General features: G+C 36.5%; 25 protein-coding genes. 8 read left to right on the top strand and 17 right to left on the bottom strand.

Going from position 1 to position 26,897, the window contains the following annotated elements; translation table 11 throughout:
* Nucleotides 1-16: 16 nt before the first annotated feature.
* The 6 genes from J3U73_RS07775 to J3U73_RS07750 form a co-directional block, all read right to left on the bottom strand.
* Entirely contained in the window at nt 17-988 is a 972-nt protein-coding gene (locus tag J3U73_RS07775; protein WP_220268680.1) for an ABC transporter permease, read from the bottom strand.
* Between the two features lies 1 nt (nt 989).
* Complete coding sequence (locus tag J3U73_RS07770; protein ID WP_267410076.1) at nt 990-2,468, bottom strand: sugar ABC transporter ATP-binding protein; 1,479 nt, start codon at nt 2,466-2,468, stop codon at nt 990-992.
* Nucleotides 2,469-2,481: 13 nt separating this feature from the next.
* Nucleotides 2,482-2,877 carry a D-ribose pyranase gene (gene rbsD, locus J3U73_RS07765; protein WP_220268682.1) on the bottom strand — a complete coding sequence of 132 codons (396 nt, stop codon included), beginning with the start codon at nt 2,875-2,877 and terminating at the stop codon, nt 2,482-2,484.
* Between the two features lies 1 nt (nt 2,878).
* Nucleotides 2,879-3,805 carry a ribokinase gene (rbsK, locus tag J3U73_RS07760; RefSeq protein WP_267393540.1) on the bottom strand — a complete coding sequence of 309 codons (927 nt, stop codon included), beginning with the start codon at nt 3,803-3,805 and terminating at the stop codon, nt 2,879-2,881.
* A 209-nt stretch (nt 3,806-4,014) separates the two neighbouring features.
* Nucleotides 4,015-5,463, bottom strand: coding sequence for an L-fucose/L-arabinose isomerase family protein (locus J3U73_RS07755; protein WP_267393538.1), 1,449 nt, complete (start codon nt 5,461-5,463; stop codon nt 4,015-4,017).
* Nucleotides 5,464-5,582: 119 nt separating this feature from the next.
* Nucleotides 5,583-6,599 (bottom strand): LacI family DNA-binding transcriptional regulator, encoded by a 1,017-nt coding sequence (locus J3U73_RS07750; RefSeq protein ID WP_267393536.1) that lies wholly within the window; start codon nt 6,597-6,599, stop codon nt 5,583-5,585.
* A 130-nt stretch (nt 6,600-6,729) separates the two neighbouring features.
* Here J3U73_RS07750 and J3U73_RS07745 point away from each other — a divergent pair, with 130 nt between their 5' ends.
* The 3 genes from J3U73_RS07745 to J3U73_RS07735 are packed head-to-tail and all read left to right on the top strand — an operon-like array spanning nt 6,730 to nt 9,966.
* Entirely contained in the window at nt 6,730-7,563 is an 834-nt protein-coding gene (locus tag J3U73_RS07745) for a transketolase (RefSeq protein WP_267410074.1), read from the top strand.
* A complete protein-coding gene (locus J3U73_RS07740; RefSeq protein ID WP_220268687.1) occupies nt 7,556-8,500 on the top strand; it encodes a transketolase family protein in 945 nt (314 codons plus the stop codon). Before J3U73_RS07745 ends, J3U73_RS07740 begins: the two co-directional genes overlap by 8 nt.
* A gap of 14 nt (nt 8,501-8,514) precedes the next feature.
* Nucleotides 8,515-9,966: an FGGY-family carbohydrate kinase gene (locus J3U73_RS07735; RefSeq protein ID WP_267393530.1), complete on the top strand. Its 1,452-nt coding sequence runs from the start codon at nt 8,515-8,517 to the stop codon at nt 9,964-9,966.
* A 147-nt stretch (nt 9,967-10,113) separates the two neighbouring features.
* Here the strand turns inward: J3U73_RS07735 and J3U73_RS07730 are convergent, their stop codons facing one another.
* Genes J3U73_RS07730 through glpK form a run of 3 tightly spaced genes read right to left on the bottom strand, consistent with a single transcriptional unit; the run spans nt 10,114 to nt 13,385 of the window.
* Nucleotides 10,114-11,064 carry a LacI family DNA-binding transcriptional regulator gene (locus J3U73_RS07730; RefSeq protein WP_220268689.1) on the bottom strand — a complete coding sequence of 317 codons (951 nt, stop codon included), beginning with the start codon at nt 11,062-11,064 and terminating at the stop codon, nt 10,114-10,116.
* 12 nt (nt 11,065-11,076) lie between these two features.
* A complete protein-coding gene (locus tag J3U73_RS07725; RefSeq protein WP_220268690.1) occupies nt 11,077-11,850 on the bottom strand; it encodes a tyrosine-protein phosphatase in 774 nt (257 codons plus the stop codon).
* A gap of 32 nt (nt 11,851-11,882) precedes the next feature.
* Nucleotides 11,883-13,385 (bottom strand): glycerol kinase GlpK, encoded by a 1,503-nt coding sequence (gene glpK, locus J3U73_RS07720; protein ID WP_267410071.1) that lies wholly within the window; start codon nt 13,383-13,385, stop codon nt 11,883-11,885.
* 139 nt (nt 13,386-13,524) lie between these two features.
* Between glpK and thiD the strand changes: the two genes are divergently transcribed.
* Together thiD and J3U73_RS07710 are read left to right on the top strand one after the other, a co-directional pair.
* A complete protein-coding gene (gene thiD, locus J3U73_RS07715) occupies nt 13,525-14,337 on the top strand; it encodes a bifunctional hydroxymethylpyrimidine kinase/phosphomethylpyrimidine kinase (RefSeq protein ID WP_416381490.1) in 813 nt (270 codons plus the stop codon).
* A gap of 229 nt (nt 14,338-14,566) precedes the next feature.
* Complete coding sequence (locus J3U73_RS07710; RefSeq protein WP_267410069.1) at nt 14,567-15,253, top strand: type 1 glutamine amidotransferase; 687 nt, start codon at nt 14,567-14,569, stop codon at nt 15,251-15,253.
* A gap of 146 nt (nt 15,254-15,399) precedes the next feature.
* On the opposite strand, the gene J3U73_RS07705 is transcribed toward J3U73_RS07710, so the two are convergent.
* From J3U73_RS07705 to yhfZ, 8 genes are read right to left on the bottom strand one after another with little or no spacing between them, the layout of a single operon-like run.
* Nucleotides 15,400-16,626 carry a phosphopentomutase gene (locus J3U73_RS07705; protein ID WP_267410068.1) on the bottom strand — a complete coding sequence of 409 codons (1,227 nt, stop codon included), beginning with the start codon at nt 16,624-16,626 and terminating at the stop codon, nt 15,400-15,402.
* Nucleotides 16,626-17,792 (bottom strand): alanine racemase, encoded by a 1,167-nt coding sequence (locus tag J3U73_RS07700; RefSeq protein WP_220268694.1) that lies wholly within the window; start codon nt 17,790-17,792, stop codon nt 16,626-16,628. Before J3U73_RS07700 ends, J3U73_RS07705 begins: the two co-directional genes overlap by 1 nt.
* The gene (locus J3U73_RS07695) at nt 17,792-18,892 is read right to left on the bottom strand and encodes an aminotransferase class V-fold PLP-dependent enzyme (RefSeq protein WP_267410067.1); all 1,101 of its coding nucleotides are present in this window, start codon (nt 18,890-18,892) and stop codon (nt 17,792-17,794) included. Before J3U73_RS07695 ends, J3U73_RS07700 begins: the two co-directional genes overlap by 1 nt.
* Nucleotides 18,885-19,778: a phosphotriesterase family protein gene (locus J3U73_RS07690; protein WP_267410066.1), complete on the bottom strand. Its 894-nt coding sequence runs from the start codon at nt 19,776-19,778 to the stop codon at nt 18,885-18,887. The genes J3U73_RS07695 and J3U73_RS07690 overlap by 8 nt, the downstream gene beginning before the upstream one ends.
* Before the next feature lie 10 nt (nt 19,779-19,788).
* Nucleotides 19,789-21,084, bottom strand: a complete 1,296-nt coding sequence (locus tag J3U73_RS07685) for a YhfT family protein (RefSeq protein ID WP_220268697.1) — start codon at nt 21,082-21,084, stop codon at nt 19,789-19,791.
* Nucleotides 21,085-21,141: 57 nt separating this feature from the next.
* Nucleotides 21,142-21,504, bottom strand: a complete 363-nt coding sequence (locus J3U73_RS07680) for a DUF2620 family protein (RefSeq protein ID WP_220268698.1) — start codon at nt 21,502-21,504, stop codon at nt 21,142-21,144.
* A complete protein-coding gene (locus J3U73_RS07675) occupies nt 21,458-21,829 on the bottom strand; it encodes a PRD domain-containing protein (RefSeq protein ID WP_220268699.1) in 372 nt (123 codons plus the stop codon). The genes J3U73_RS07680 and J3U73_RS07675 overlap by 47 nt, the downstream gene beginning before the upstream one ends.
* A 50-nt stretch (nt 21,830-21,879) precedes the next feature.
* Nucleotides 21,880-22,800 carry a GntR family transcriptional regulator YhfZ gene (gene yhfZ, locus J3U73_RS07670; RefSeq protein WP_267410064.1) on the bottom strand — a complete coding sequence of 307 codons (921 nt, stop codon included), beginning with the start codon at nt 22,798-22,800 and terminating at the stop codon, nt 21,880-21,882.
* Between the two features lie 309 nt (nt 22,801-23,109).
* On the opposite strand from yhfZ, the gene J3U73_RS07665 reads away from it, so the two are divergent.
* Genes J3U73_RS07665 through J3U73_RS07655 form a run of 3 tightly spaced genes read left to right on the top strand, consistent with a single transcriptional unit; the run spans nt 23,110 to nt 26,477 of the window.
* A complete protein-coding gene (locus tag J3U73_RS07665; protein ID WP_220268701.1) occupies nt 23,110-24,228 on the top strand; it encodes an NAD(P)-dependent alcohol dehydrogenase in 1,119 nt (372 codons plus the stop codon).
* Nucleotides 24,229-24,260: 32 nt separating this feature from the next.
* The gene (locus J3U73_RS07660; RefSeq protein ID WP_267393509.1) at nt 24,261-25,556 is read left to right on the top strand and encodes a gluconate:proton symporter; all 1,296 of its coding nucleotides are present in this window, start codon (nt 24,261-24,263) and stop codon (nt 25,554-25,556) included.
* Between the two features lie 33 nt (nt 25,557-25,589).
* The gene (locus tag J3U73_RS07655) at nt 25,590-26,477 is read left to right on the top strand and encodes a dihydrodipicolinate synthase family protein (protein WP_220268703.1); all 888 of its coding nucleotides are present in this window, start codon (nt 25,590-25,592) and stop codon (nt 26,475-26,477) included.
* The last annotated feature ends 420 nt before the right edge of the window (nt 26,478-26,897 follow it).

The raw sequence follows: 26,897 nt of genomic DNA, 5'->3' as shown, positions 1-26,897 counted from the left end.
TAAACTTTCAAACAATTTATTCACGGTTCTTCTGAGTTTGCGAATCTATCATAACCGCAATTAAAATTACAACTCCTTTGACAATTTGTTGATAAAAACTATTAATTCCTAATAAGTTCATCCCGTTACTTAGAGAGGCAATCAGCAATGCACCAACCAAAGTACCTGCCATTCGGCCTTTACCACCCATTAAGCTGGCTCCACCAATAACTGTAGAAGCAATCGCATCCATTTCGTATGACATACCAGCATCAGGCTGTGCTGAGCCAAGCCTAGAAGTTAAGATAAAACCAGCAAGAGCAGCAAATAATCCAGAAAGGGTATAAATAATAATTAGCATTTTTTTAGTCTTTACACCGGCAATAAAGGCAGCTTTTTCATTTCCACCTAACGCAAAGGTTTTTCGACCAAAAGCTGTTTTATGAAGCAAAATAAAGCAGATGATGAATGCAATTAAAGTGATAATAACAGGAAATGGAATTCCGAAAAGATATCCCTGACCAATAAACTGAAAAAAGAAACTCGTATTCATTTTTCCACCTGTAATTGGGTTACCGCCTGTAAACACATAAGTTGCTCCCCGCCATATGGTCATTGTTGCTAATGTGGCAATAAAAGGTGTAACTTTTCCCCATGTAATGAACACGCCATTTAACGCACCTAGTAATGCACCGATTCCAAGCCCGATTAGACCTGCTAGCCAGGCTGGAGTACCTCCAACGACCAAGCTAGCCATAATTGCTCCTGTAAAAGCCAATATTGATCCCACCGACAAATCAATACCAGAAGTTAGAATGACAAAAGTCATCCCAAATGCAATTAAAGCATTGACTGATGCTTGACGCAGAAGGTTTAAGAGATTGTTAGGTGCGATAAATTGCGGATTTAATGCTGTAATAATAATTACTAATATAATTAAGGCCACTAAAGCCATATACTTAGTAAAATCAAACTTTTTTCTAGCCTTTATTGTTTTGGATTTTTCCATTCTACTTTCCTCCCGTTGCCAGTTTCATTACCTGCTCTTGCGTTGCATTCTTAGCATCTACTATTCCCATTTGTTTTCCTTCATAGAGAACTTCAATCCGATCACTCATACTCAAAACCTCGGGCAAATCACTTGAGACCATAATTATTGCCACTCCTCGATCAGTCAATTGGTTCATTAGTTCATAGATTTCCTTCTTAGCACCAACATCAACTCCACGAGTAGGTTCATCAAGAATCAGAATTTTTGATCCACTTCCTACCCATTTAGCCATTACAACTTTTTGCTGATTTCCTCCCGACAAGCTACCAGCAGGAACTTGGGCATTTTCCGCCTTTACAGTAAGGCGTTTAATAAGTAAATTAACGAACTTATCTTCTGCCTTTTTATCAATAATTCCGTATTTACGGAAACCATCAATACTTGGTAGAGCTACATTGTCTTCAATAGATTGTTCGGTAACCAAGCCTTCATTTTTTCTATCTTCTGTCAAAAAGCCTATCCCATGCTTAATAGAATCATATGGACTAGTAAGTTTTGTTTCTTTTCCGGCTAAATAAATTTTTCCTGAATCTAATTTATCAATTCCAAATAAGGCTCTCATTGTCTCTGTTCTCCCAGCTCCCATCAAACCGGAAAAACCAAGGATTTCTCCCTCATGAACTTCAAAACTAATATTTTGAAACTTTTTACCTGATAAATGTTCTGCTTTAAGAGCTACTGTACCTAATTTAGGATTTCTCTTCGGATAATAATCACCGATATTACGGCCGACCATATCATGAACTATTTGATCATCTTTAACGTCTCTTGTGGAATAAGTATTAACAGAAATCCCATCACGCATAACCGTAACACGATCACAAATTTCCCATAATTCTTCCATTCTGTGCGAAATATAAATAAAGCCAACATTCTTAGACTTTAATTCACGAATTGTTTTGAACAAAATATCTGTTTCATTTTCAGTTAGAGCAGCTGTAGGCTCGTCCATAATTATTATTTTTGCATTAGTCATTAAGGATTTAGCAATTTCAACCATTTGCTGTTGTCCAACAGTTAAGTTGCCAATTTTACTATCAACATTGATGTCTGAACCCAATTGGCTTAAATATTTTTTTGCTTCCGCTCGCATTATTTTTTGATTCATTAAGCCAAACTTAGTTTTTATTTCCTTATTTAAAAACATATTGTCAACAACGCTCATTTCAGGAATATTATTCATTTCTTGGTGAATAAAACTAATTCCATGGTGTTCAGCATCTAAAGCACTGGTGTAAGTTGTCACTTTGCCATCGATTTTAATTGAGCCGTTGTCCTTTTTCAGTAAGCCAGTTAATATATTCATTAATGTCGACTTGCCAGCGCCATTTTCACCCATTAGTGCATGAACTTCGCCAGAATTAACGGTAAAATTCACACCCTGTAGAACTTTATTTCCCCCAAAAGCTTTTTCAATGCCTTTCATTTCAATTTTCATATAAGGGTCTCCTTTAAAAAATCACGCCACTTTCAAGAATTACATTAGAATATGGCGTTTCTTCACCTGTTCTAATAAAGGCCTTAGCTCTAGTTAAGTTTTTCTTTAACTGACTATGAGGTATAAACTCTATCTCAACATTGGGTAAAATCTTTATTATATTTTTCAATTGTTCAGGATTTTGACTTTTTATTTCTTCTGCAACATAAATTTTTTGTACAGATAATTCTTTTAATATTTCTTCTAACACAACAGAAAAGGAGGGTAAACCAGCCTTAACCGCTAAATCAATTTTTTCTGTTTCTGGTGGGACGGGAGTTCCGGCATCACCAATTCCTAGCCAATCCATATGACCCATATTCGCTACTACACGGGAGATATCAGAATTTAAAATACCTGTTTTCTTCATTTTAAAGTTCCTTTCCGTAAGCTTTTTCTACCATTTCTCTAGTTGGAATAGATGGTTGTGCTCCCATAACTTCAATAGTTATTGATGATGCCTTTTGTCCATAATCAATTGCTTCAAAAATATTGGAAAAATCTGGCTTTAATATTGATGCCATTGCTCCAACAAAAGTATCACCAGCTCCCGTGGTATCAACAACATTTACTTTGTGGGCAGGAACTAGTTGACTTATCGACCCAATTGAACAATGAACTCCGCGTGACCCCAAAGTTATCAGGGTTACTTTTACACCTTTTTCTTTGAAATACATATCGGTCTCATGCATCGCATTTTGATTATCAACTTTTATTCCCGTAATGATTGCACTTTCTGTCTCATTTGGAGTAATAATATCGGTTACACTTAACAATTCATCACTAATTTTCAAAGCAGGAGCTGGATTTAAAATCGTAGTAACACCGTGCTTTTTTGCGATTTTGAATGCATCGAGAGTTGCTTCAACTGGTGATTCAAATTGCGCAATAATGTAATCAGACTTTGCAATCGTTTTTTCAGCTTTGATAATTTGCTCATGGCTTATTGAGTTATTTGCACCTGCATAAACTAAGATACTGTTTTGTCCTTTTTCATCTAGCAGTATTGTTGCTGCACCAGTTTTTTCATTATTTTTTATTTCTACATTAGTTAAATCTATCTTTTCTTTTTTTAGTAGGTTTAGCATATATTTACCTGCACTATCATTACCGACAGCACCAATAAAATGAACATTTGCTCCACTACGTCGTGCCGCAACAGCCTGATTGGCCCCTTTTCCTCCGCCAGCATATGTTTTCTCTTTAATTTGGAGTGTCTCACCAGGCAATGGAATTCGAACAAGATGATAGCTAGTATCTAGATTGATGCTACCTAAAACTGAAATATTAATACTCATTTTCTCCCCCCTCGTTCATAACAAGTATTAAACATTGCACAAGTTAAGTAATAAGTTTACTTAGCTATGTTCAACTTGTATTATCCCAGTTAATGCAATCGCTTTCAATAATAGCTTAAAATATTTTTTTAGTTTAGCCTTAGTTAAGTACAAAAAGAGCAAGAAGTCTGATTTCTTCTTGCCCTTTTTAAATATTTGAATATTTATTTTTATTTCTTATTTAAGATGGTTTCATGATTACCATACCAATAGGCTTTTACCTTATCTGCAATTGGATCAAAATAATCTGGTTTTACATTGATGTATTTACATGCTTCAGTAAGAATTGGTACAACGTCTGCTCGTACCCCTGCCATATGATGAATATATGGACCATAAACATATTTAGCTTCAAATCTATTCAAGTCTGCAAATTGGAACCAAGCATATGTGCCTTGTTCATATGGCCCCTCACAAGTTTCCGCATTACCCATTAATAATGAATATTTACCATGATCTCCATCAAATCTAACAAGTGTATATGTTCCGTCCTTAACTTCAAAAGCAGCTGACCCAGGATAATTAAAGACAAAATGAGATGGAGGCAGTACGGGACGATTCTTAGCAGTCTGAAAAGCAAATGTACCCAGATGCTGAAGTAACTCACCATTTTCATTATCTGGGTGACGGCAATTAACATCCGCAAATAATGCTTTTTCCTCACCTAAAGAAGCTGCTTCGGCAAGTACTTCTGAAATTGCGCCATTAATATCAGTTTCGCAAGTTACCGGCATTCCTTCTGTTTGTAATAATGCTTCCGATGCATATGGTAAAATACCAATTTCGCGCTGTAATTCAGTCCAGCACTGAATAGTGCCACTATTACAACCATATTCAATCATCTTATCTTGCATTGCCAGTTTCAAAGCCGCAATTTTAGTAAAGTCTTCTTCACTAACTTTGACTTCCGCCCACTTTAAATAAGTTTTTTTGGTCTCTGAAATTCGGGGATCATTCTTATCAATTAGATTATTCATCCGAGTTGTCAGTTCACCTAATGGGATGGGAGACAATTGGATCCCAAACTTTTCTAATAATTCACCTTCATTAACAATCACTGACCAGAAATCAAACGGTCGCGGGCCAATTTGAAGGATACGCGTATTCCTGAATGTTTTCACAACATTACATACTTTAATAAAATCAATTATGCCACGACTAAAAGCTGGGTCCTCAATATTACTATTTTTCAAATAGGTAAATGGCACATTAAAATGTCGTAATACTTTGCCAATTGCAAATAAACCGCATTGGGTATCGCGTTTTCTTGAACCGTCTGGAGCAGGCGCTTCATCCTTAGGGCCCCATAATAAAACAGGAACGTTAAGTTTAGCAGCTAGTCTTGCTACCTCATATTCAGTTCCAAAGTTTTCATTAGCTATGAAAAGACCATCAATTTCTGCTTTTTGAAATTTCTTAGTAATTTTTTTAAGACCATCATCATCATAAAGTAAACCATCATCGTTAATATCTTTGATATCAACATAGTTCACACCCAAGTCAGTCAATTTTTGTCTTGTTTTATCTGCGAATTCAATTGCAGCGGTTGCCGAAAAAATATTTCTTCTTGTTGGCGCAAAACCTATTTTTATTTTTTTTAAATCCTTTTTCTCAACCATTAACATAATCTCCTAGTTCAACTCATAATTTTTGCATTCGCTTACAAACAGAATATAGACTAAACTAGAAGACTAATCAATCAATTTTTATATTAATTAGGCTAAACTAAATTAATAAATTAGAGAGATTCCCTTTTTACTAACTTTGTTGAAATAAAGCATTTTTGCGGCAACCATTTTTTATCAGCAACCTTATTTTGTATCTGATTAATTGCCTGAGTAACAATCTGTACAATCGGAACATGCATTGTTGTCAGTTCGGGTGTTACCATAGTATCTTCAAAAATATCGTCAAATCCCATAATCGCAACTTCTTCAGGAATTTTAACTTTTTGCCTATTCAATTCTTTCAACAATCGTAATGCCATATAATCATTCTCGCAAAAAAACACTTCAGGATAAACCTTGTTCAAATGAATAAATTGAGGCAGAGTACCTCTTAATTCAGTAGGATTTAAGCCAAAAACAAATTCAGGAGGTAACTCAATCCCTTGCTCATCCAATGCTTGCTTAAACCCATCTCTTCTTTGTTTAAAATTAGAAACTATATGATTAGAAGCTACATAGCCGATCTTACGATAACCCTTGCTAATGATATATTTTCCAGCCTGATATGCTCCTTGAAAATTATCAATTGAAACAAAGTCAGCATTAACATCTTGAAAATAATTATCAATGAAAATAACATTTTTAAGTTTTTGATTAATTAATTTAACCTGTTCTTTATTTAAATCTGTTGCCAAAACAATTGAGGCTTTTGATTGAAGTAAAGAATTTTCTCTTTTTAAATCATCTTGCAGATGATTTATATCAAGCCGATATATCTGCAACTGGCCACCAAAGCCACCTATATTTTGTGTAAGGTTAGATACCAAAGTATCAAAAAAGGGGAGACTAGCATAATTACGGCTCATCATACCGTCTTTGTCATGAATAATTATTAGACTGATACTAGCTAATTTACGGACACCCCCCTTTTTATGACTGCGTAAGGGTTCATAGCCCTGTTCTTTAATAACTTTAAAAATCTTTTTTCTAGTTTCTTCACTAACTCCTGGTTTCCCATTTAATGCAAAGGAAACTGCAGCTTTAGAAACACCTGCCATCCTGGCAATATCGCTCATCTTTAGTTTCATAAATTCCTCTTCGACTTAAAAAATGACTTAATTAAGCTAAACTAAATAAATAGTATAACTTAATTGTTTATAAACATGATACCCTCATATTGTAAGCAATTTTTAGTGATTTTTACAAATGAGGTTTCCTATGAATATACTAGAACTTAGAAAAAAAGCAATCGAGTTAAGAAAAAGAACTTGGCAGTTAATCCACTCTCATAAAAACGGTCACACTGGTTCTGATTTATCATGTGCTGATATTTTAGTCACACTTTACTATCAGGTAATGAATCAAACCGTTGATAATTTTGGTAAAAAAAATACCGATGTTTATATCCAAAGCAAAGGACATGCTATTGAGATCTGGTATGAAATCTTAGCAGATAAGGGCTACATTGATCGAGCAGATTTGGAAAATAGGTACTCTACTTTTAATAGTCCGTATATTGGCCATCCAACTACTGATGTAAAAGGAATAGAATTCCATACAGGCTCACTTGGACATGGCCTTGGTTTAGGAGTTGGTGTTTCACTTGCCGCAAAAATCGACCATGATAAAAAGCATGTATATGTATTAATGGGAGACGGTGAACAAGCTGAAGGCTCTATATGGGAAGCTGCAATGGCAGCAAGTAATTATCATTTGGATAACCTTACCGCAATTATTGATCATAATAATTTACAAATTACCGGTAAAACTGACATGGTAATGCGTTCAAATCCTTTAGGAGCCAAATATGGTTCCTTTGGTTGGGATATACAAGAAGTTAACGGTAATGACATATCCGCCTTAGTTGATATATTAAATAAACCAAATACTACCAAGCAACCAAGAATAATTATCGCTAATACCATTAAAGGAAAAGGGATTAGTTTTGCAGAGAATCAGGCAGTTTGGCACCATAAAATACCAAATGAAAAGGAATATCAAGAAGGTCTACATGAATTAGATCAACAAATGGAGGTACTCAACAATGACTGAAATAGAACAAAAATTAACTGCTAATGAAGTTATCGCTACCACTTTAGTAGCCGCAAGTAAGAAAGATCCTAACTTATTAGTAATAACTTGTGATTCACGTGGATCTGCAGGACTAAATTCTTTTACTGCTACATACCCAAACCAAACAGTTGAAATGGGTATTGCTGAACAAAATGCTGTAACTGTTGCCGCAGGATTAGCTCATGAGGGCAAGCATCCTTTTGTTTTTTCCCCAGCCGCGTTTTTGGCAATGCGAGCAATTGAGCAAGTCAAAGTTGATGTAGCTCTTAACCAGACTAATGTTAAGTTAATTGGCATCTCTGGTGGTAATTCATATTCTTGGCTTGGTAGCACTCATCATTCCCTTAATGATGTAGCAATTACGCGAGCAATTCCAAATCTTGAGGTTTATCAGCCCTGTGATAAATACCAAACTAGAGCCCTGTTTAACTATTTACTCAGGTCTTCCAAGCCTGCATATGTTCGAATTGGAAAGCGAAAGCTGGATGATGTTTACGACCAAGACTTTGCTTTTATTCCCGGTAAATCAAAAATAATTTGGCAAGGCAGCGATATTTGTTTAATTTCGACTGGAGAAACATTAAGTTTTGCCTTAAAAGCCGCTAAAAAACTAGCTAGCTATAACATCAGTGCAGCTGTTGTCGATCTTGGCTCAATTAAGCCGTTAGATACGCAGACAGTGGATAAATTGGTCAAAAAATTTGATCATATTATTACTATTGAAGAGCATAGCATTATTAATGGAATTGGCGCGGCTGTGGCCGTAGAAGCCGCTAAATATGGCCATGCTAAGTTAAAGCTTCTTGGTTTTCCTGACCAGCCGATTATTCAAGGTACACAAGATGAAGTTTTTCAGTATTACGGCATTGACACAGCTGGGATTATCAAAAGTGTACGTCAAATTCTTGGTAAATAGCATTGGAGAATGATATGACAGAAAAATATCTATTAGCAATTGATCAAAGTACACAAGGTACTAAAGCTCTTTTAATAGATCAACGTAATCAGGTTTTTTGGAAAACTATTTTAACTCATAAACAGATTTCTAATCATCCTGACTGGATTAGCCACGATTTAGCTGAAATCAAAGCAAATTTATTCTTGCTTTTTAAAAAAGCTTTGCAGCAAATTAAGCCTGAGCAGCTACTAGGATTAGCTATTACCAATCAGCGTGAATCTGCTGCAGCATGGTCTCGAAAAACAGGTAACCCCCTCTGTCAGACAATTGTTTGGCAGGACAATCGAGCATCGAGTGTAGTCAAAAGTATAGCTAATCCTGAACTACAACGTGAAGTTAAAGCATTGACCGGCCTAGCACTTTCTCCGTATTTTACTGGAGCAAAATGGAACTGGATGCTAATAAATGAACCAAAAGTTGCACAAGCAGCAAAAAATAATGATCTGTGCTTAGGAACAATGGACAGCTGGTTAATCTATCAATTAACAAATGGTCAGAGCTTTAAGACTGAGCCGTCAAATGCTTGCAGAACACAATTAATGAACATTCATACTGGCAGTTGGGATAAAAAATTAGCCCAAATTTTTAAAATTGACTTGAGCTATTTGCCAGAAATTATTAGCTCTAATGGTTCGTTTGGCGAAACTGATCTATTTGGTCTCTTACCATTTCAAATTCCAATATTAAGTGTCTTGGGTGATTCTCAAGCCGCTTTATTTGCTCATGGATGTTTTCTTCCAGGAGATTATAAAATTACATTTGGAACAGGCTCCTCAATTATGCTCAACATCGGCAATCATTTACCCCAAAACATCCAAAACAAATTAAACACTTCAATTGCATGGTCACTAAATGGTAAGACGACTTATGTCCTTGAAGGCAATATTAACTATGCTGGAGCGAGCATTTCATGGCTAAAAGACAAATTAGACCTAATTAAAACTCCGGCAGAAACTAGTAATCTGGCACTCAACGCCGATTCCGAAGACCACACAATTTTAATACCAGCGTTTGCTGGCTTAGGCGCACCGTATTGGAAAAATGATATATCAGCAGCTTTTGTAGGAATGAAAATTACAACCAGTAAAAATGAATTAGTCAGAGCAACGCTTAATTCTCTTGTTTACCAAATTACTGATGTGCTAAAAGAATTTAAAACACTTTATCCAAACGTAAACCATGTTATCCATGTTGATGGAGGAATGATCCATAATAAATATTTGATGCAATATCTTAGTGACATTACGCAAAAAAAAGTTAAGGTTGCTACAATTTCGGAACTGAGTGCTTTAGGAACTGCTATGAATGCAATGAAACATACTAAAGCAGCAGATTTTAATCAGGTCTATATTCCTAAAATGAAGGCAGGACTTGCCGATTCCTATCTCCAAGAATGGCATCATTGGCTTAGCAAATTAGATTAGCTTAACTTTATTTTTTAGTACTAACTAATTTATAATTATTTTTTGTAAACTTAATTATAATTAACTTATTTTATAATTTTCCTGAGATTATACAAAAGGACACGAAATTTATACCTAACTTCGTGTCCTTTAATTTAACAATTTCTATTACCTCGTTGACTGCCTGCGAATCAACTTAGGTTTAAGCATTGCCTCGCCTTGGGGTGAGCCGTCCTGCTCAATTTTTTGTAACAGCATCTTAGCCAATAATTCACCCATCGCAAAAATTGGTTGCTTGACCGTTGTTAATTTTAAATTTGAAACCTGATCTAAAAAGACCCCATCATAGCCGATCACGCCAAAATCTTCGGGTACCTTGGCCCCTTCGTTCAACAGCTGGCGTACAACACCAATTGCAATCCGATCGCTGGCACAAACAAAGCAAGTATCGTGTTGGAACTTACCTAAATTTTCCTTAATTATTTTCTGGGCCGCATGACTATGATTAGGTATCCTGTATATTTGCGGAATCAATTTATTTTGCTGTAATGTGTTAACATAGCCTGTTTCACGTGAAACTTCAAACGGCTCCCGGACATCGATACCAATAAAGATTACATTGCGATATAGACGCGATAAGGCATATTTAGTGGAAATTTCGCCACCGAGCTGATTGTTGTTATCAACAAAATCAAAACCGCGGTGATTTTCACCAAAAAGAACAAACGGCTTAGCTAGTTCGTCAAACAAACTATAATCAGATGACCGCGCACCAGTAATTAAGTAACCATCAAAATTGCCTTCTTTCATTTGCTTGCGATCAGTGACTAGCTGAATAGCGTATTGCTTTTTAGATAAACCTTTAGCAATACCAAAAAGCAGGTTCATGTAATAGGGCTCAGTTGTATCAATATCTTCAAGTGTAACGAACTTAACGACATTAGTCCGGTTATTTACTAGGGCTTGTGCGACATAATTCGGTTGGTAATTCAATTCCTGCATGGCCCGTTCAACTAATTCACGTAGTTCATCTGTCACTTGTTCGGGATGATTAATGACTCGCGAAACCGTCATCTTTGAAACGTTGGCCTTTTTAGCAACATCAAGCAAAGTTACCACTGATTTATGCCCCTATTCTAAATACATTTGCCTTAATCTTGCCAAGTCGGTATCATTAAAGCCCAATTCTTTTTTAAAAAAGGTATTAAAGTCGCCCCAGCCGCCGCGAACAGTCGCGGTAATGCCGCGAATAGCAATCCCTTCACCTTTGGTTACATTCATTTTGGCAACCATCTGTGAAATTTCGTCGTTGCTTGGCATTTGACGTGAAACGGCGAAGTCATATAATTTGTTAGTTAATAAATAGTCACGGGCAATTGTATCATCATCAACACCTAGTGCCATTAAAATCAAAGCAGAAACCATTCCCGTTCTATCCTTACCGGCACTGCAATGATAAACAAGAGCTTCGTTAGCAGGCATTTCTAGTAATTCACTAAAAATACGGGCAAACATCTTACGGCTATGCTCGCTAAGCAAAGTCTGTTGGTAAATTTGACCAATAAAATTATTGCTTAAATCCGGAATATGATGAAGAAAACGATAAATTTTGTGACCATTAGGTCGATCCTCAGGATTTTCAGAATAAACCGGTAAATCTAGATAATGAACATTTAGCCACGCTTTGTCCGGTGAAGAATGTTTTTCGTATTGTGAACGTAAATCACAATCAATTGTGATATGCAGTTCCGTCAGTTTTTCTTGATCAGATTCCGTTAGGGTACTAAGTGAATCAGAGCGATAAATTTTATTCCATTTTATCTTTTGGCCATTCTGATTTTGGTAGCCACCAATATCCCTAAAATTTAACGGACCATCTAATTTAACAATTCGATCATGTGCCAATTTTCTCACCTCTCACTACTGTATCCGCACTTTTATTCGCCGTGAGCAAATACTTGGGTTGCCTTGACCGCAAGTTTCCAGCCTTGATATAAATGCTCACGTTCTTTTTGTCCCATTTTGCTTTCGAAAGTCTTGCCTACAACAAAAATATCTTTCAGTTCGTCAACATCTTTCCAATAGCCTACTGCCAAGCCTGCTAAAAACGCAGCTCCCATTGAAGTCGTTTCAAGCGTCTTTGATCGTTCAATTTTAGTACCCAATATATCAGCTTGGAATTGCAGTAAGTAATCATTATTTGATGCCCCACCGTCTACACGTAATGTTGGAATCTGTATTCCAGAATCAATTTGCATAGTGTCAACTACATCACGAGTCTGGTAAGCAAGTGACTGCAAAGTTGCCTTGATTAAGTCATTGTTACTTGTTCCACGTGTAACGCCAAAAACTGCACCCCTAGCTTCGGAATCCCAGTAAGGCGCGCCTAGTCCCGTGAAGGCAGGTACAACGTAAACCTCATTTTCTGATTTGGACGCACGTGCCGCCTTTTCGGATTCTGCCGCCGTTTTGATCATCTTCATTGAGTCACGCAACCACTGGATTGCACTGCCAGAAACAAAGATTGAGCCTTCTAAAGCATAGTTAATTTTGCCATCAATTCCATAAGCAATCGTTGTTAACAGGTTGTTATCAGACTCTGTGGGTTCTTCTCCTGTATTCATAACAATAAATGAACCCGTGCCATAAGTATTTTTAACCATCCCTTTTTTCAGGGCCAATTGACCAACAAGAGCAGCCTGCTGGTCACCAGCAATCCCACAAATGGGGACTTTACCACCGAAAAAGGTATAAGACTTAGTGTAGCCGTAAATTTCTGAATTCGATCTTATTTCAGGCAACATCTTTTTCGGAATATTAAGTAACTCAAGGATGTCATCATCCCATTTTAGGTCATGGATATTATAAAGCATGGTCCTTGAAGCATTAGTATAATCGGTAACATGAACTTCGCCATCAGTTAATTTCCACAAAAGCCAAGTATCAATGGTGCCAAAGAGCAAATCACCCTTTTCGGCTTTTTCTTGCGCACCTTCAACATGATCTAAAATCCAGCGAATTTTAGTTGCACTAAAATAAGGGTCAATAATTAAGCCCGTTTTCTTATGGATCATTGAACTATAACCGTCAGCTTTAAGTTTTTCAGCTAATTCAGTGGTTTGTCGCGATTGCCAAACAATTGCATTGTAAATCGGCTTACCGGTTTTTTTATCCCAGATTACCGTAGTTTCACGTTGATTAGTAATGCCTATACCCTTGATTTGTTCCGGACGAATACCTGAATTAATAATTGCATTAGCAATTGTGGTTTGAACAGCATGCCAAATTTCCTCAGCCTTGTGTTCAACCCAGCCAGGCTGAGGAAAATATTGGGGAAATTCTTTTTGCGAGGACGAAACTTTATGCCCCTCGTGATCAAAAATCATTGCGCGTGTTGATGTAGTGCCTTCATCAATTGCCATAATGTAATTTTTTAACATAATGTATCCTTCCTTAAGAAAGCGGTTCACTATAATTTTACTATTTGCCCCTATTTTTACAAGAAATAATTATAGCATTACCCTTATTTTAAGTTATACTGTGAACATAAAGTTTCGATTAAAATGAGGATCCATAATAATGAAAAAAGAAATTATCACTTTAACTATCGCTGGCAATGATAGCGATGGCAGCGCTGGAATGACAGCCGACCTGCATTCGTTTTATGCCAGACAGGTGTACGGTATGGGGCTCTTAACAGCTGCTGTTGCTGGCAACACTACCGGTATTTACGCACAAGAAATAATGCCAGTGTCATTTATTCAAAAGCAATTTGACGTCCTAAATGACGACTTTAAAATTGCCGCTTTAAAGACGGGAATGCTAGCTAATAAAAAAGTCATCGCCTGTGTAGCTGCCAATTTGCGCAAATACGATATGGGCAAAATTGTTCTTGATCCCGTGATTATGACCAAGCACGGGGATACGCTCTTGGATGGTGATGCTTACCAAGCTTTTTTAGACGACTTAATGCCGCTTGCTGATATTATTACGCCCAACTTTTATGAACAACAAAAGTTAACGGGCATGCAACTAGATACTAAGGAAGAAATTCACCGCGGCGCCGAAAAATTGCAGAAGATGGGTGCTAAAAACGTCTTGATGAAGGGCCGACACGATAATGCTGCTCAAAGCGAAGTAACCGATATTCTCTTGGCTGAAGACGGTCAATTCTACGAATTTACTAAACCATTTATCAACACAGAAAGAATAAACGGAACTGGTGATACTTTATCCGCAGTTATTGCCGCCGAACTGGCTAAAGGCAGGTCAATTATTGCCAGTGTCCAAACGGCCAAAGACTTCACCTATGAAGCAATTGCCCACCCAATTGAAGTTGGCTCTAAATATGGCCCGATTAATCACTTTGCGGCACAGGAAGATACGAAATAATTACATAATTTCGGCAATTACATTACTAATTAGTACAAAATTGTTCTGCTTTATTTTGACAATTCACACGGTCAGAATTTTAGCGGAACAATTTTTTCTTAAACAATTAATCTTTTAACGTGTTTGCTTATTTTATGTAAGTTTTTTTAAAAACGAGAAAAATAATTATCTTTTGCCCCTACTGCGCCTTTAAGATATACTTTAACAAGATAGTAGGAGCTGATGCACAATGGCAAGCAAGACAATTAAAATTGCATACTTATATGAAGATTTAATGAATACCTATGGTGATTCCGGTGATGTCAAAATCATTCGGTTTTTACTTAAAAAACAGGGCTATTCTACTCAAATAGACAATATTTCCTTAGGTGATAAGTTCGATGCTTTTGACTATGACTTTGTCTTTTTTGGTGGTGGACAAGACTTCGAACAAACCGTGATTGCCAAAGACCTTCCACGTCATAAAGAAACTTTGTCAAAGTATATTAATGACGGCAAACCAATGTTGGGCGTTTGTGGTGGCTATCAACTGGTTGGAACGTATTATAAGACCAACTCAGGCGTTACCATCAAAGGACTAGATATCTTGCCTTTCCATACCGTATTTAAAGCTGATAAACGGATGATTGGCGATACCCGCTACATGAGTGAATGGGGTGAAGTCAGAGCCTTTGAAAATCACTCGGGACAAACTTATTTTGACGATCCCGATAAATTGCATCCTTTGGGCACAATGATTGAAGGCTACGGCAACAACCCACAAGATCACGTTGAAGGCCTGCGCTACCGCAATTTTATCGGAACCTACTCTCATGGCCCAATCTTAAAAAATCTTAATGTGGCAAATGCTATCGTTAAGATGATTTTAGAATGGCACGATGAGCGCATAAAAAAAGAACTTGTAGAGTGTGAATAATTTCATAATAAAAACCTCGAAGCTGTCCTAACCTCGGGGTTCATATCACAGATTAAAGTTGGTGCTTTTGATTTAGTTCTATTTCGCCCTACTTTTGATATAGCGTTAAGAATTAAAAATTTAATATTATTCGGTTTAAAACTTTTTTAAGAAATATCAACACCACCATTAATTCGATTAAGAAAACTAGTTCCGTTTTGTGGCATTTCTACGCCAAAAAATTCTGCACCCGTTGCTCCAATATCAGAAAGAGAAACTCTTTCTCCTACATATTTATGATAAACGTTTTCTTTGTAAATAAGTAGTGGAACCTTCTCTCTCGTATGCTGTGCATAGCCAATCGTTGGATCATCACCATGGTCAGCCATTACAATTAAAATGTCATCACCTGTAAATTGCTGTTCAGCTTCAGGCAATCTTCTATTCACGGTTTCAAGAATATCTACATAATGATCAGTATCTTCAGAGTGTCCAGCAAGATCAGTTTCCTGAATATTCATAAAGATAAGCCCTGTCCTAATTTCTTTGGCTTGCTTAACAAACTGGTCAAATAGATAATTGCTATCAACGCCGGGGAACCTTTTTTTCGTATCACCACGAACAATATCTGATGCTTTGCCAATCAAGGCGACATCTATGCCATGGCGAATTAAAATGCTTGCCAATTGTACATTAGGATCTATTCCGTATCCAAGATGCACTACGTGATAATTTCTCTTATAAACTCCCGATTCGGGGGCAGAGATGCCAACATACTTTTCATTTTTTATTTGACGGGCATTAAGAATATCTTCTATAGTGACGTCACTACCGCCAAAGGCAATTACTCGAGATACTTTTACCACTTTTCTTACCGCTTCGCCAATCTTAATTATCTCATCAAAGGATATTTTATCTAAAGTTGCAGTTACATTATATACTTGTCCTGGATCTGCTTCTAAGTTATCCGCTATCGTTGCACAATCGTTAACAACTAATATCTCTAAGCCAGGTTCACCATATCGTTTAACAAAGAAGCCGTCTTTTTTTACTTGTTCTTCCACTTGATCAATAACTTCGTTAAAAGGTTGCAACAAAGGCATCGGTGGATTAGTACCCATAATTTCCTGATGGCCTAAGTATGAGTCAGCGCCATGATGCTTTAGTAACGACGTTCCCCAATTCGCGTCTGGCGAAAAAACGTGTCGACCCCATTCAACACCAACTGCATTCATTAAGCCAAGCTTTTCTAAATTTGGAATATCAATATTAGGTTCCGCCTTAATTATATTCAAAGCAGTATTAGAACCCACATCATGAGGACGTACTTTCGGGACATCCGCCATTGCTCCAACACCAAATCCGTCTAAAACAATTACTCCAAATTTGCTCATTATATTACCCCCTCTGGCATAAGTCTCCCCTGGCTATCATACAAACCTAATAGCCTAGGATTGCCTGATTGCAATCCATCTACGACAGCAACAGCACTTCTTGTAACAAAAATCTGCGTTCTAAAATCAGTGATAACCGTCGAGCCCTCTGGATAAGCTCTATCAAGTTCTAAATAATAATCAATACTTTTGTCATCAAACGGAAGTACTTTGCATTTATATTGCTGCTTACGAGTAAATACTAAAGCATTTTTTAAATGGCCTCTCCTATAATATCCGCCACCGTAAAAATACCCATGCTTTCTGAAGTTGTGTGAAATTTCGCTAACATAACAGTATGCGGGCTGCTCCGGCTGTTTCGATTCTGCATGCAAAGGAGTAGTTCCTGATAAGCCATGACCAGGCTCACCTTCATTTCCACCAAGTTTTTTAATTAAAGGAATAGAGGCTGAACAAGTTGCTGATGGTAAGCTGATAACTTTTAAGGGATAGTTATGTTCACTAAATATCGTCTTTACAGCTTCAACAGTTTTGAGATTAGCTGTAGGTTCAATTTTTTTACTGCTGTCATTAAATAGCAACGCAGGAAAGCAGGTAAGCCCAACCAATTCAATGTTGGACAAGCTGATAATTTTAGCGAAATTAGCTGCAAATTCTGTCAGCGTTAAGCCACCAACTTGACCGGGATAAAGCTCATCTTGCTCTCCAATAACTTTGAAGATGACTTTTTGCTTTATTTTAAGTTGCCGTGCAATTTGATTGATATATTTCAAATTGCTCATTGAATAGACAGTGACATATTTAGTTCCATAGGCTAGAATGCTTCTAACTAAATGTCTAGGCATCTGTACTAAATTACCCACATTACCAATATGCAAGCCATAATGCATAAACATTTCCGCTTCGCGATAGTCCACAACTACAGCTGACTTTATGCCTGCTTTTTCAATGGCTTGAGCCACAATTGGATTACGTCCGAACTGCTTAGTCATATAAAGAAGTTCGACTTGATATTTTTTAGCAAATGTCACTATTTTTTTAGTATTGCTTTTAATTGCTTCCAAATCGATAACGTACGTATCTGGTAAAATTTCACCGGTCTGATGAAGCTTTACTGCATACTCAATTAGTTGAGGATTATATTTTTCAAGAGATGATAAAAACATTATTCCATCTCCTTCATACATTTCTTTAATAAGTTTATGATAGTATCTGGCCCACCTCGATAGGGGTTGATTCGAATAGTGTTTTCTAAAAGTGAAGGGTCAAAGGCCTTAAAAGTGCCTGAAACACGATAAATCATTGGTGCAATTTCATATTTAGATTCTGCTCCAATTGGGTTTGGTACCCCACCATACTCAACTGCATTTTTTAAAATTACTTTAGCAATTGGTTTTTCAAACTCTACTAGTAATACCTTTGACTGTGCATTAGCAATATATGCCCTTTTAACTCCAGATATTTCATGATTATTAAGTCTATCCCTTAACTCAGTAACTACACGTGCTTGATTTGCTAATGATACGGGTGCATACACTAAACCTTTCAAAACATCTAAGGATTCGTGTCCTTGAACCTGAGAGCCACCTGAATAGTTCTCTTTTCTCAGTTTTTCAATGTACCTCTTTTTACCAACTATACAGCCTATGCCCTCTGGTCCCAGTAGTTTAAATGTTGAAAAGCAGCTCAAATCTGCTCCCATTTCAGTACCAATTTTATGAACTTTCATAACTGCATAATTATCATCTGTTATAATTGGCATTTGCTCGCCGTAGTGTTCTTTTAAGGTTTTTAGCACATGATTCATATCATAAGAATCATCTGGTTTTTGCCTTGTATATTGAACCAAAATTCCATTAATATTTTTCGGCAAATCAGCAGAAACAATACGGTTAAAATCATATTCTTTTGTTTTTATACCCATCATCTCTATTGACACCTGAGTTGTCGGATATATTGGAGCTTGATGGATTAGCAAGGTATCACCTGACTTGACTGCAGAATGAAGCGCGCTTCTAATTGCACCAGTACCTGAACCTCTGACGAGGATTGCATCTTCGGCACTAAAAAAATGTGCAATAACATTTTCTACTTTTTTGGTGTACCGCGGTTCGTTTAACCCCGGAATGACTCCTAAATCCCCTCTTGTTATAATTTCGTCGCCACGGAAAATCTTGGTGATTTCGTCAACTAATTCCCATTGTTTATGCAATGCTTCACAAGGAGATATGCTTTCCAAAGGATAAGTCTCAAACTGTTTAGACATCCCAGCCACCTCCAAAAACTCTTTGTGGATTATCCATAAGCATTTTTTCAATAAAGTCCTCGGATATGCCTTCCTTTCTGAGCTGAGGAACAAAAGTGTCAAGCAAATATGCATAGCCATTGCCACCATTGGCTTTCAAGTGTGATTTCCTGGTAATATCCATCGATAAAACAACTTGATTTGTATATCCTGCCTCTTGAACTGCCTTGATTATTGCCACCCTTTGTGAATCTGGCATATAACTATTTTTACCAATCGTATCAACTTCAACGTTTACGCCTGTTTTCAACATTTCTAATACATATTCGGGATTACCAGTTAGGTCAACATGACCAATAATAATTTTATGCAGATTGGCATTTTCCCTTTGAAAAAAACTTACTTGTTCATGACCTAAGGTGCCATTTGAAGTGTGCGTCATAATTGGCGTATGAGTCTCATTGCTAGCAATAACTGCTGCCTTAAATACCTTTTCTTCTTGCTCTGTCCAATTATTTTTGGTTGTCGCAATTTCTCCTATCACACCAGCTTTTATTTCTGTATTTTTTATCCCAACTGTTATATCGCTAATCATCATTTCAGCTAGTTGGGTAATTGAAAGGCGATAAACTTCGAGAGGCAAAAAAGCTGATTGATACCACCCTGTAGCTTGAACAATGTTAATTCCTGTTTTTTGTGCTACTTTTTGAGCATAAGCAACATTTCTTCCCATGCCACGGCATGTTGCCTCAATAACATTTCGTACTCCCTTTCGATAAATGTCTTTAAATTCTTCTATCACTAATTCTTGTGAATCTAGCAAAGTATCTTCATTTTCAGTCACTTCTGAACGATCAATTGGAATATGTTCATGAGCATAAGTAATCCCAGACTTTAACGCTGTCATATAAATCTCCTTAGAATAGGTGTATTATTTTCAAAATATTTAATAATAGGCCTAAAGCAATAGTAGCTATTGGTCCAACTGCCATATCAACTAAAGGCTTTTTCATTTTTTTGTTTAGCAGCCAAATACCAATTACCCAAAAGAACCCAAGATTAGGAATCATATTATTGCAGGCAATAGCAGCACCTATCAGTAAAGAAATTGAAATGGTTTCCATTAAAGATGTCCGAATATGATCTCCCATGTCACGTAGGCCAGGGAATTTATCCATTCCTTTAGCAGTAATGCCTAGAGCTTGTACTTCAATCCACATCCATACTGCACCAGCAATAAATGCAACTAAAGGCTGATCTTTTAACAATAAACCGATTACAAAGATTAAAGTTGTCCCTGCCATACCATAAACACCAGTCACAATTGCAGTAGAAAATACTAGTGGAATAAAGCCAATCGCTCTTGCAAAAGTTGCCATCGCTGCTGCTTCAATTTGTCCCTTTACCATTAATTGTTGAGGGAGAACATCAACTGCAACGATTAACTGACTTGACGCTGCAGTAATCAGACCACCCATTAAAGATAACCAAATCCAGTTCTTCTTAATTCGACTGATTCGAGCTGAGAAAACATTAATTAGTTTTTCGTTTGAATTGCCATTGCCTTTAATTTTGGCTGCATAATAAATCATGCAAATCATGGCAACAAGTAACGCCATACCAGTTGCATTTAAAGTAATAGCGATACCTTTTCCTAGCTTAAATACTCCAAATTTGCTAGTTATAATGTAAGTTACAAATGTCCAAACAAAAGTGATCATACCTTTTTTAATATTATGCTGCTCTGCAACTGCAATAGCAGGAAATGCACAGAACGCTAGTAAAATTGGACTTCCCAAAAGTGAAAGAGCTCCAAAAAAATTAAACGGTAGCATCTTAAACAGTCTGACAATCCAAGACAAACCTAAAAGCAGTCCTGCACCGTAAATTGAACCAGCAGCAAAAGCAGCAAAAGTTCCCCAATTAGTTTCTGGTGTCCATGTTCCAAAAATATCACATGCAAGTAAGATACTATGAGCTAATAATATGGTTGAGCCAATTGATACCGGTATCCCAAAGCCAATAATTAGGCCAAAGCTAACCCCAAAAGAAGTCAAAGCAAGCTCTCTTCTATTAATTTTATGGTCAAAATATTCTGGATAAATAGGCCGCAGTCCATCATTAAAAACGGCAATGCCTTTATTTGCTAAAACTGAGCCAACGCCTCCAACAAGAGCAATTAAAACATAGTTTAATATGGTAGTTATTGACATTTTATTCCCCTCCTTATATATTCAATATTCAGTTTATTGAATATTAATAATAAAAGATTATAATTTTAAAGCCTCAACTATTTCTGGTAGCACCGTATTTTTTGCATTAAAGGTAAAACCAAAGGCTATTTTCCCGTCATCTACTTCCTTTTTAATTTCTTCAAGACTCATAACTTTTGTTGGAGATGCAACTGTTATGGCCTTTTCTGATCCAAGTAGGGCTGTGACCATTGCTAATGCTCCACCTGCTCCAGTAGCGCAAGCTCCAACATAATAATCAGCTTGATGGTTTTGAACGGCCATAGCTGCATCCAGGTCACTAAGTATTTCTATTTGAACTCTATTTTCATGAATTAATTTATGAAGATCCCCTTCAATTTCCTCTTTTCCCATTTGGCCGCCTACAACGATTTTTTTCATGGTCATTTACCTCTTTTGTCATAACATTTACCAAATGCATGATAATATATTGACTTTCATTCTTACCCAACAAAATCGGTGAGTTTTTTTCATTAGTCTGCCAATACTCTTTAGCCTGTTGATAAACTGGTTTGCTTATTATTTGTTTCCAAAGTTCATCTGGTATTTTGTCAATTTCCTGATTATTTCTTTTTCTAAATAAAGACATTGCCACATGAATTAAAAGCATTTCTTCTTTGCTGCCACCGTCAAATTTTGCTAAGTCTTTATCTAGCTTATTTAAAAAAGCAAGATCAGCAAAATTGATTTTATTTGCTTGAACCAAAATTGTTAACTTCTTTTGTGTTTGCTCCCGCATTATTTCAAATCACTTCCTTAATATTCTGGAAGAATTTCTCCAGAAAGAACTTTTTGTTGCGTATCTAACAACTTATCTACGTCAATAGTCCTTTGCAAAATACTTTTAACAAAAGGGTCTTTTTTCTTACCAACAATTACAGCTTGAGAAGCACGATCGATTGATTCACAACTAATCTCTTTAATACCGAGGGGGTAATTATGTTCTACTACTTCATCCCTATTCCAAATGGCAAAATCAATTAATCCTTCTTCGATACTTTTACTTACTTGGTTATAAGGCATATTGATTAATTTAACGTTATGATTTTTGGTAACATATTTCGTTAGCAACGTGTAATCAATCGAATTCATATCTACACCTATTTTTGCATTATCTTTAATTTGAGAACTAGAGCCTTTTCTATAAATCAGGATATGCTTGGTAACATACGTCTGTTTAGGTAAAACCAAAAATTCTTCTAAGCCATCATAATTCTTAATTAAATAATCGGCTGTTAATCCTGAAGTAATAATAAAGTTGTTCCGATTTTCTAGCAATCCTGAAAGCCTTTTTTGACTACCATTCATATAAGAAAGACTAATCCTAATCTCACTATTCAAAAATGCCTTATAAATTCCTGTTGCCAAGCCTTCATACTTTTTTGTATATGGCAAGGGTAACGATCCTAGTAATGTTCGATTTCCTATGTAAGATAATAGCTTGTGATGATTAACACTCTCGACAAATGTACCCAAATGCCCTCTCGCCCTTGTACTTATTGCACCTTCTTTCTTTAAGATGTTAATTGCAGACTGCATAGTACCCTGAGACATATTTGCTTCTTTGCAAAATTCTTCAACTGTCGGAACGCGATCGCTTGGTTCAAGGAGAAAATATTTTTTGGCCAAAAATGTAAGAGCTAATCCTCTCATTTTATACTGTTCAGCTTGCAACATTAAAGAGTCCTTTCTAATCAATATTCAAAATACTGTATATTGAATACGGTTTCAGTATGGATAAATTTAAGCAATTTGTCAACACTAATTTGATTCTCTTGTTAGCTTCCTAATGCTATTTTTAATTCACAATATTGAAATAAAAGCAGCATTAACCCAAACACTTAATTAGAACAACTATTTTTCTAGGTGCTAATTATCAAATTTCATATCTTTGTATATTTTTTATCGTTAAGTATTGCAATTATTTTATAAAAAGACCACAATTGTCTTTAGCAAACGCTTACATTGAAAAAGGAGGAAATTTTGATGAAAATTAAAGCAGCTGTTGTTCAGGAAATGGGTAGTTCTTTTGAAATAAAGGACGATATTGACCTGCATGAAGTCGGACCAACTGACTTGCAAATTCATATGGTCGCTAGCGGAATCTGTCATTCAGATGAAGCGTTACGTAAAGGCGATTCTAGCGTTGGTTATCCAGTAATTTTGGGCCACGAAGGCGCTGGGATTGTGGAAAAAGTTGGTGGCCAAGTTAAAAACTTCAAAGTTGGTGACCACGTCGTTATGTCATTTTATGCAGACGGGATTTGTGATAATTGTTTGAAGGGCATCCCTACGCAATGTCGCCATTATAGTGACTACAATTTATCTGGTGTACGTGCCGATGGCGAGGACCATTTTCAGAAAAATGGTAAACGTATTTGCGACATGTTCAACCAATCATCTTTTACCACTACTACCGTAGTTGATCAACGCAATGCCGTTAAAGTTGATGACAGCGTTGACCTGCGCAAGGCTGGTCCTCTTGGCTGTGGCTACGTCACCGGCTCAGGAACTGTCTTTAACACCTTGCAGCCGAAACCTGGCGACACCATTGCCGTTTTTGGTACCGGTGCCGTTGGTCTTGCTGCAATGATGGCGGGTTCAATTAGCGGCTGCACCAAAGTTATTGCAGTTGATGTCGTGCCAGAGCGCTTAGAATTAGCTAAGCAACTAGGTGCAACTGCTGCAATCAACAGCAAAGACACTGATCCAGTTGCCAAAATTAAAGAGCTAACCGGTGGCTACGGTGTGGACTGGACAGTTGACACCACGGGGATCAGTGGCGTCATCAAGAGTGCTATTGATGCTTTGGCACAAGGAGGAACTTGCGCTGCAATCGCGGTTACTGCTCAAAACCTTACTGTTTCAACTTGGAACGATTTGTGCGTAAATGATAAAAAAGTAATCGGCGTTAACATGGGTGACGCTATTCCACAAGTAGACGTCCCTCGGCTGCTTGAATTTTATCAACTAGGCAAGTTTCCATTTGATAAGACGGAAAAGTTCTACAAGTTTGAAGACATTAATCAGGCAAACGCCGATTCAATTTCAGGTAAGACCATAAAGCCTGTCTTAATTATCGATCCAGATTATCGGCCGAAATAAAAAATAGTTTTATTTTGATTAGGTAAGAAACTATGATTTCATACATTATTCCAATTTTGCTGTTAATTAGTTTTTTCCTTTTTATTTATTTCATTTTAAAAGGTGGCAATTTAACAATTGGTTTATTTGTTATGGCTGTCTTATGGGCGATTATTGGACTTGTCCCATTTAATGTGGCAATCAATAAGATCTTTACTGAGCCTGTATTAAATTATGGTTCAACAATTATTTATATTATTTTCGGTTCATGGTTTGGCCGCGTATTAGTTGAAAGTGGAATTGCATCAGCAATTTCAAGCGAAACAAATAAAATTGGAAAAAACAAACCTTTATTATCTGCAATCTTAGTTTTACTTGTAACTTCATTCATTTTTATTAGTGCATATGGAGTTGGATCAGTAATAGCAATCGGAGTTATTCTATTACCAATTATGCTATCAGTTGGTATTCCCCGTGATTTAGCATTAACAGCTTTTTGTTTGGCTATTGGGGCACCTATGTACATTAATGTTGTTTTATTTAATCAAATAAAACCTTTTTTTCCGGCTGTAGCTTATGATAACAAGTATTTATCATTTGCTTGGGTTGCAGCGATTATTCAATTAATAGCTGTCATTATTTTGTTAGTTATAAATAGGAAAAAGATTGATAGCTCAAAAGCCGCCGATAATTTGAAAATTATTGGTGCAAAAATTAACACCGATGGTGAAAAAGGCTCTAAAGTTGCTAAAATTGCTTATATCGTTCCCATTGTTCCGGTAGCAATGAACATGCTATTTAAATGGGACGCAGTGCCTTCACTTACTTTAGCAGCACTTTTAGCCATGCTTTTGACAGAAAAAATGAACAACTATCAGGCATTAGTTGCCTTTATTAATGACACCGTTAAGAAAGCGATCTCTGATATAGCTAGCCTAATCATGTTCTTAATGGCACTTACTATGTTCACTGGAGCTGCTAAAATCGATGCAGCACATTTTAAGCCATTATTCAATGCAATCTTACCGCATGGACACCTAGTATTAGCTATTATTTTTGGTGTTTTAGCACCACTCGCACTTTTCCGCGGACCACTACATGTTTGGGGAGCTGGAGCTGCTACTGCTGCTGTTTTGTCAGGTACTCATCTTTTTAGTGATTATTTTTTACTGCCTTTATTGCTAATTCCAAGCTTATTAGCCGTTTCAACTGATGTTACACAATCATGGAATATCTGGGGCCTCGATTACATGAAAGTTGATACAAAGAGTTTCTTAAAATATGGTGTGCCAACAATGTGGATAGTTTCAATTATTAACGAAATAATTGCATTTTGTTTCTTTGGCTAACACACAATTACTTTAAAAATATGGAGAATAAAAATGAAAAAAGAATATATTTGTCCAATTTTAACCCTATTAAAAGATGAAAATACAGTTGACTTTGAGGCAATGCATAAACTGTATGATCGGCTAATTGATGATGGCATTGCTGAAATCGCATTACTTGGTAGTTGCGGCGAATTTTACGCGCAGACATTTCAAGTTTGCAACGATTTAGTAGAAGACGCTATTCAATATATTGATCATCGTACAAAAGTTTTAGTCGGTGCAAATCGTATGGATGATCAATTAACTATTAAATTTGCAAATAAAGCTTTAGAACTCGGCGCCGATGGGATTCTATTGGTCGGTCCCTACTACATGTCATGTGATCCTACTGGCATTATTACTTTTTATCAAAAAATGGCTAAGGCTATTAAAGGTAACATTATTATTTATAATTACCCTGATCGCACAGGTTATGATGTCAATGCCGAGATACTGCTTAAGCTCTTACCAGACTTTCCAAACATCATTGGGATTAAAGATACTGTGGGTGATGTCAACCATACATTAACTACTATTAAAGTCGTCAACGCCAGATATCCTAAGTTTAAAGTTTACACCGGTTATGACAGTAACTGCATCAAAGTCGTTGAAGCTGGTGGACAGGGTGTTGTAGGGGGCTTATCTAATTTATACAGTCATACCTGCGTTGACTTATTAAAGAGCTTTGAAGCCAACGACCAAAAACAAGTGGTCTTCGACCAGCAAAAAATCAAACAAGCCGGTGCTTTGCTTAATATTGCGAATCCTTTTATGACACTCTTTAAATATATTTTAGATCAACGAGAAATTCCTAATGCAATCGTTAGCCTATCGCCTTCAGCACCGCTAACGGATGCTCAAAAACAAAAAGCTTTGGCTATTTACGATCAACTTAAATAATTAAACAACCTTTTATATACCTTGCATAAAACGCTCCGCTAGATGTCTGCGTACCAGTATTTTGGTAGACAATTCAACTTTCACAACTTAAAACAAGTTATTTAAGTTATATAAACTTATTGACTATAAACATAGTGAAATCAATTAGTTTGGCTGTAAAGTATTATGTAATAACTATTTCTAAACAAATTTAATATGTCTTATTTGTCATCAAATACAATAAATTGATGTCATAATAAGGCATATTTTTTGCCATTTTTATACACATCTGAATTATGCGAATTAATACCTCTGCATTTAAGTAGTCTTTAAGCCCTATAATTGCAAAGTAGTAACTGTCTCAATGTCACGCTCAACTAATTTACTGCTGCCGACTTATTTCACCAGCTATTATGCCCCTATTCTAATCTTAATTTTGCC

Origin of the sequence: Lactobacillus sp. B4005, assembly GCF_026536045.1 — a bacterium.
Classification (GTDB): domain Bacteria; phylum Bacillota; class Bacilli; order Lactobacillales; family Lactobacillaceae; genus Lactobacillus; species Lactobacillus panisapium.
This window is presented reverse-complemented; position numbering and strand designations above follow the sequence as displayed.

Excerpts from the sequence above, each read along its gene's own strand:
- glpK (WP_267410071.1), bottom strand. The coding sequence starts at position 13,385 with ATGTTAAAAAATTACATTATGGCAATTGATGAAGGCACTACATCAACA.
- J3U73_RS07660 (WP_267393509.1), top strand. The coding sequence starts at position 24,261 with ATGATTTCATACATTATTCCAATTTTGCTGTTAATTAGTTTTTTCCTT.
- J3U73_RS07770 (WP_267410076.1), bottom strand. The coding sequence starts at position 2,468 with ATGAAAATTGAAATGAAAGGCATTGAAAAAGCTTTTGGGGGAAATAAA.
- J3U73_RS07735 (WP_267393530.1), top strand. The coding sequence starts at position 8,515 with ATGACAGAAAAATATCTATTAGCAATTGATCAAAGTACACAAGGTACT.
- J3U73_RS07755 (WP_267393538.1), bottom strand. The coding sequence starts at position 5,463 with ATGGTTGAGAAAAAGGATTTAAAAAAAATAAAAATAGGTTTTGCGCCA.
- J3U73_RS07655 (WP_220268703.1), top strand. The coding sequence starts at position 25,590 with ATGAAAAAAGAATATATTTGTCCAATTTTAACCCTATTAAAAGATGAA.
- J3U73_RS07775 (WP_220268680.1), bottom strand. The coding sequence starts at position 988 with ATGGAAAAATCCAAAACAATAAAGGCTAGAAAAAAGTTTGATTTTACT.
- J3U73_RS07695 (WP_267410067.1), bottom strand. The coding sequence starts at position 18,892 with ATGTCTAAACAGTTTGAGACTTATCCTTTGGAAAGCATATCTCCTTGT.
- J3U73_RS07665 (WP_220268701.1), top strand. The coding sequence starts at position 23,110 with ATGAAAATTAAAGCAGCTGTTGTTCAGGAAATGGGTAGTTCTTTTGAA.
- J3U73_RS07700 (WP_220268694.1), bottom strand. The coding sequence starts at position 17,792 with ATGTTTTTATCATCTCTTGAAAAATATAATCCTCAACTAATTGAGTAT.
- rbsD (WP_220268682.1), bottom strand. The coding sequence starts at position 2,877 with ATGAAGAAAACAGGTATTTTAAATTCTGATATCTCCCGTGTAGTAGCG.
- J3U73_RS07745 (WP_267410074.1), top strand. The coding sequence starts at position 6,730 with ATGAATATACTAGAACTTAGAAAAAAAGCAATCGAGTTAAGAAAAAGA.
- J3U73_RS07710 (WP_267410069.1), top strand. The coding sequence starts at position 14,567 with ATGGCAAGCAAGACAATTAAAATTGCATACTTATATGAAGATTTAATG.
- rbsK (WP_267393540.1), bottom strand. The coding sequence starts at position 3,805 with ATGAGTATTAATATTTCAGTTTTAGGTAGCATCAATCTAGATACTAGC.
- J3U73_RS07685 (WP_220268697.1), bottom strand. The coding sequence starts at position 21,084 with ATGTCAATAACTACCATATTAAACTATGTTTTAATTGCTCTTGTTGGA.
- J3U73_RS07750 (WP_267393536.1), bottom strand. The coding sequence starts at position 6,599 with ATGAAACTAAAGATGAGCGATATTGCCAGGATGGCAGGTGTTTCTAAA.
- J3U73_RS07680 (WP_220268698.1), bottom strand. The coding sequence starts at position 21,504 with ATGAAAAAAATCGTTGTAGGCGGCCAAATGGGAAAAGAGGAAATTGAA.
- thiD (WP_416381490.1), top strand. The coding sequence starts at position 13,525 with ATGAAAAAAGAAATTATCACTTTAACTATCGCTGGCAATGATAGCGAT.
- J3U73_RS07705 (WP_267410068.1), bottom strand. The coding sequence starts at position 16,626 with ATGAGCAAATTTGGAGTAATTGTTTTAGACGGATTTGGTGTTGGAGCA.
- J3U73_RS07690 (WP_267410066.1), bottom strand. The coding sequence starts at position 19,778 with ATGACAGCGTTAAAGTCTGGGATTACTTATGCTCATGAACATATTCCA.
- yhfZ (WP_267410064.1), bottom strand. The coding sequence starts at position 22,800 with ATGTTGCAAGCTGAACAGTATAAAATGAGAGGATTAGCTCTTACATTT.
- J3U73_RS07740 (WP_220268687.1), top strand. The coding sequence starts at position 7,556 with ATGACTGAAATAGAACAAAAATTAACTGCTAATGAAGTTATCGCTACC.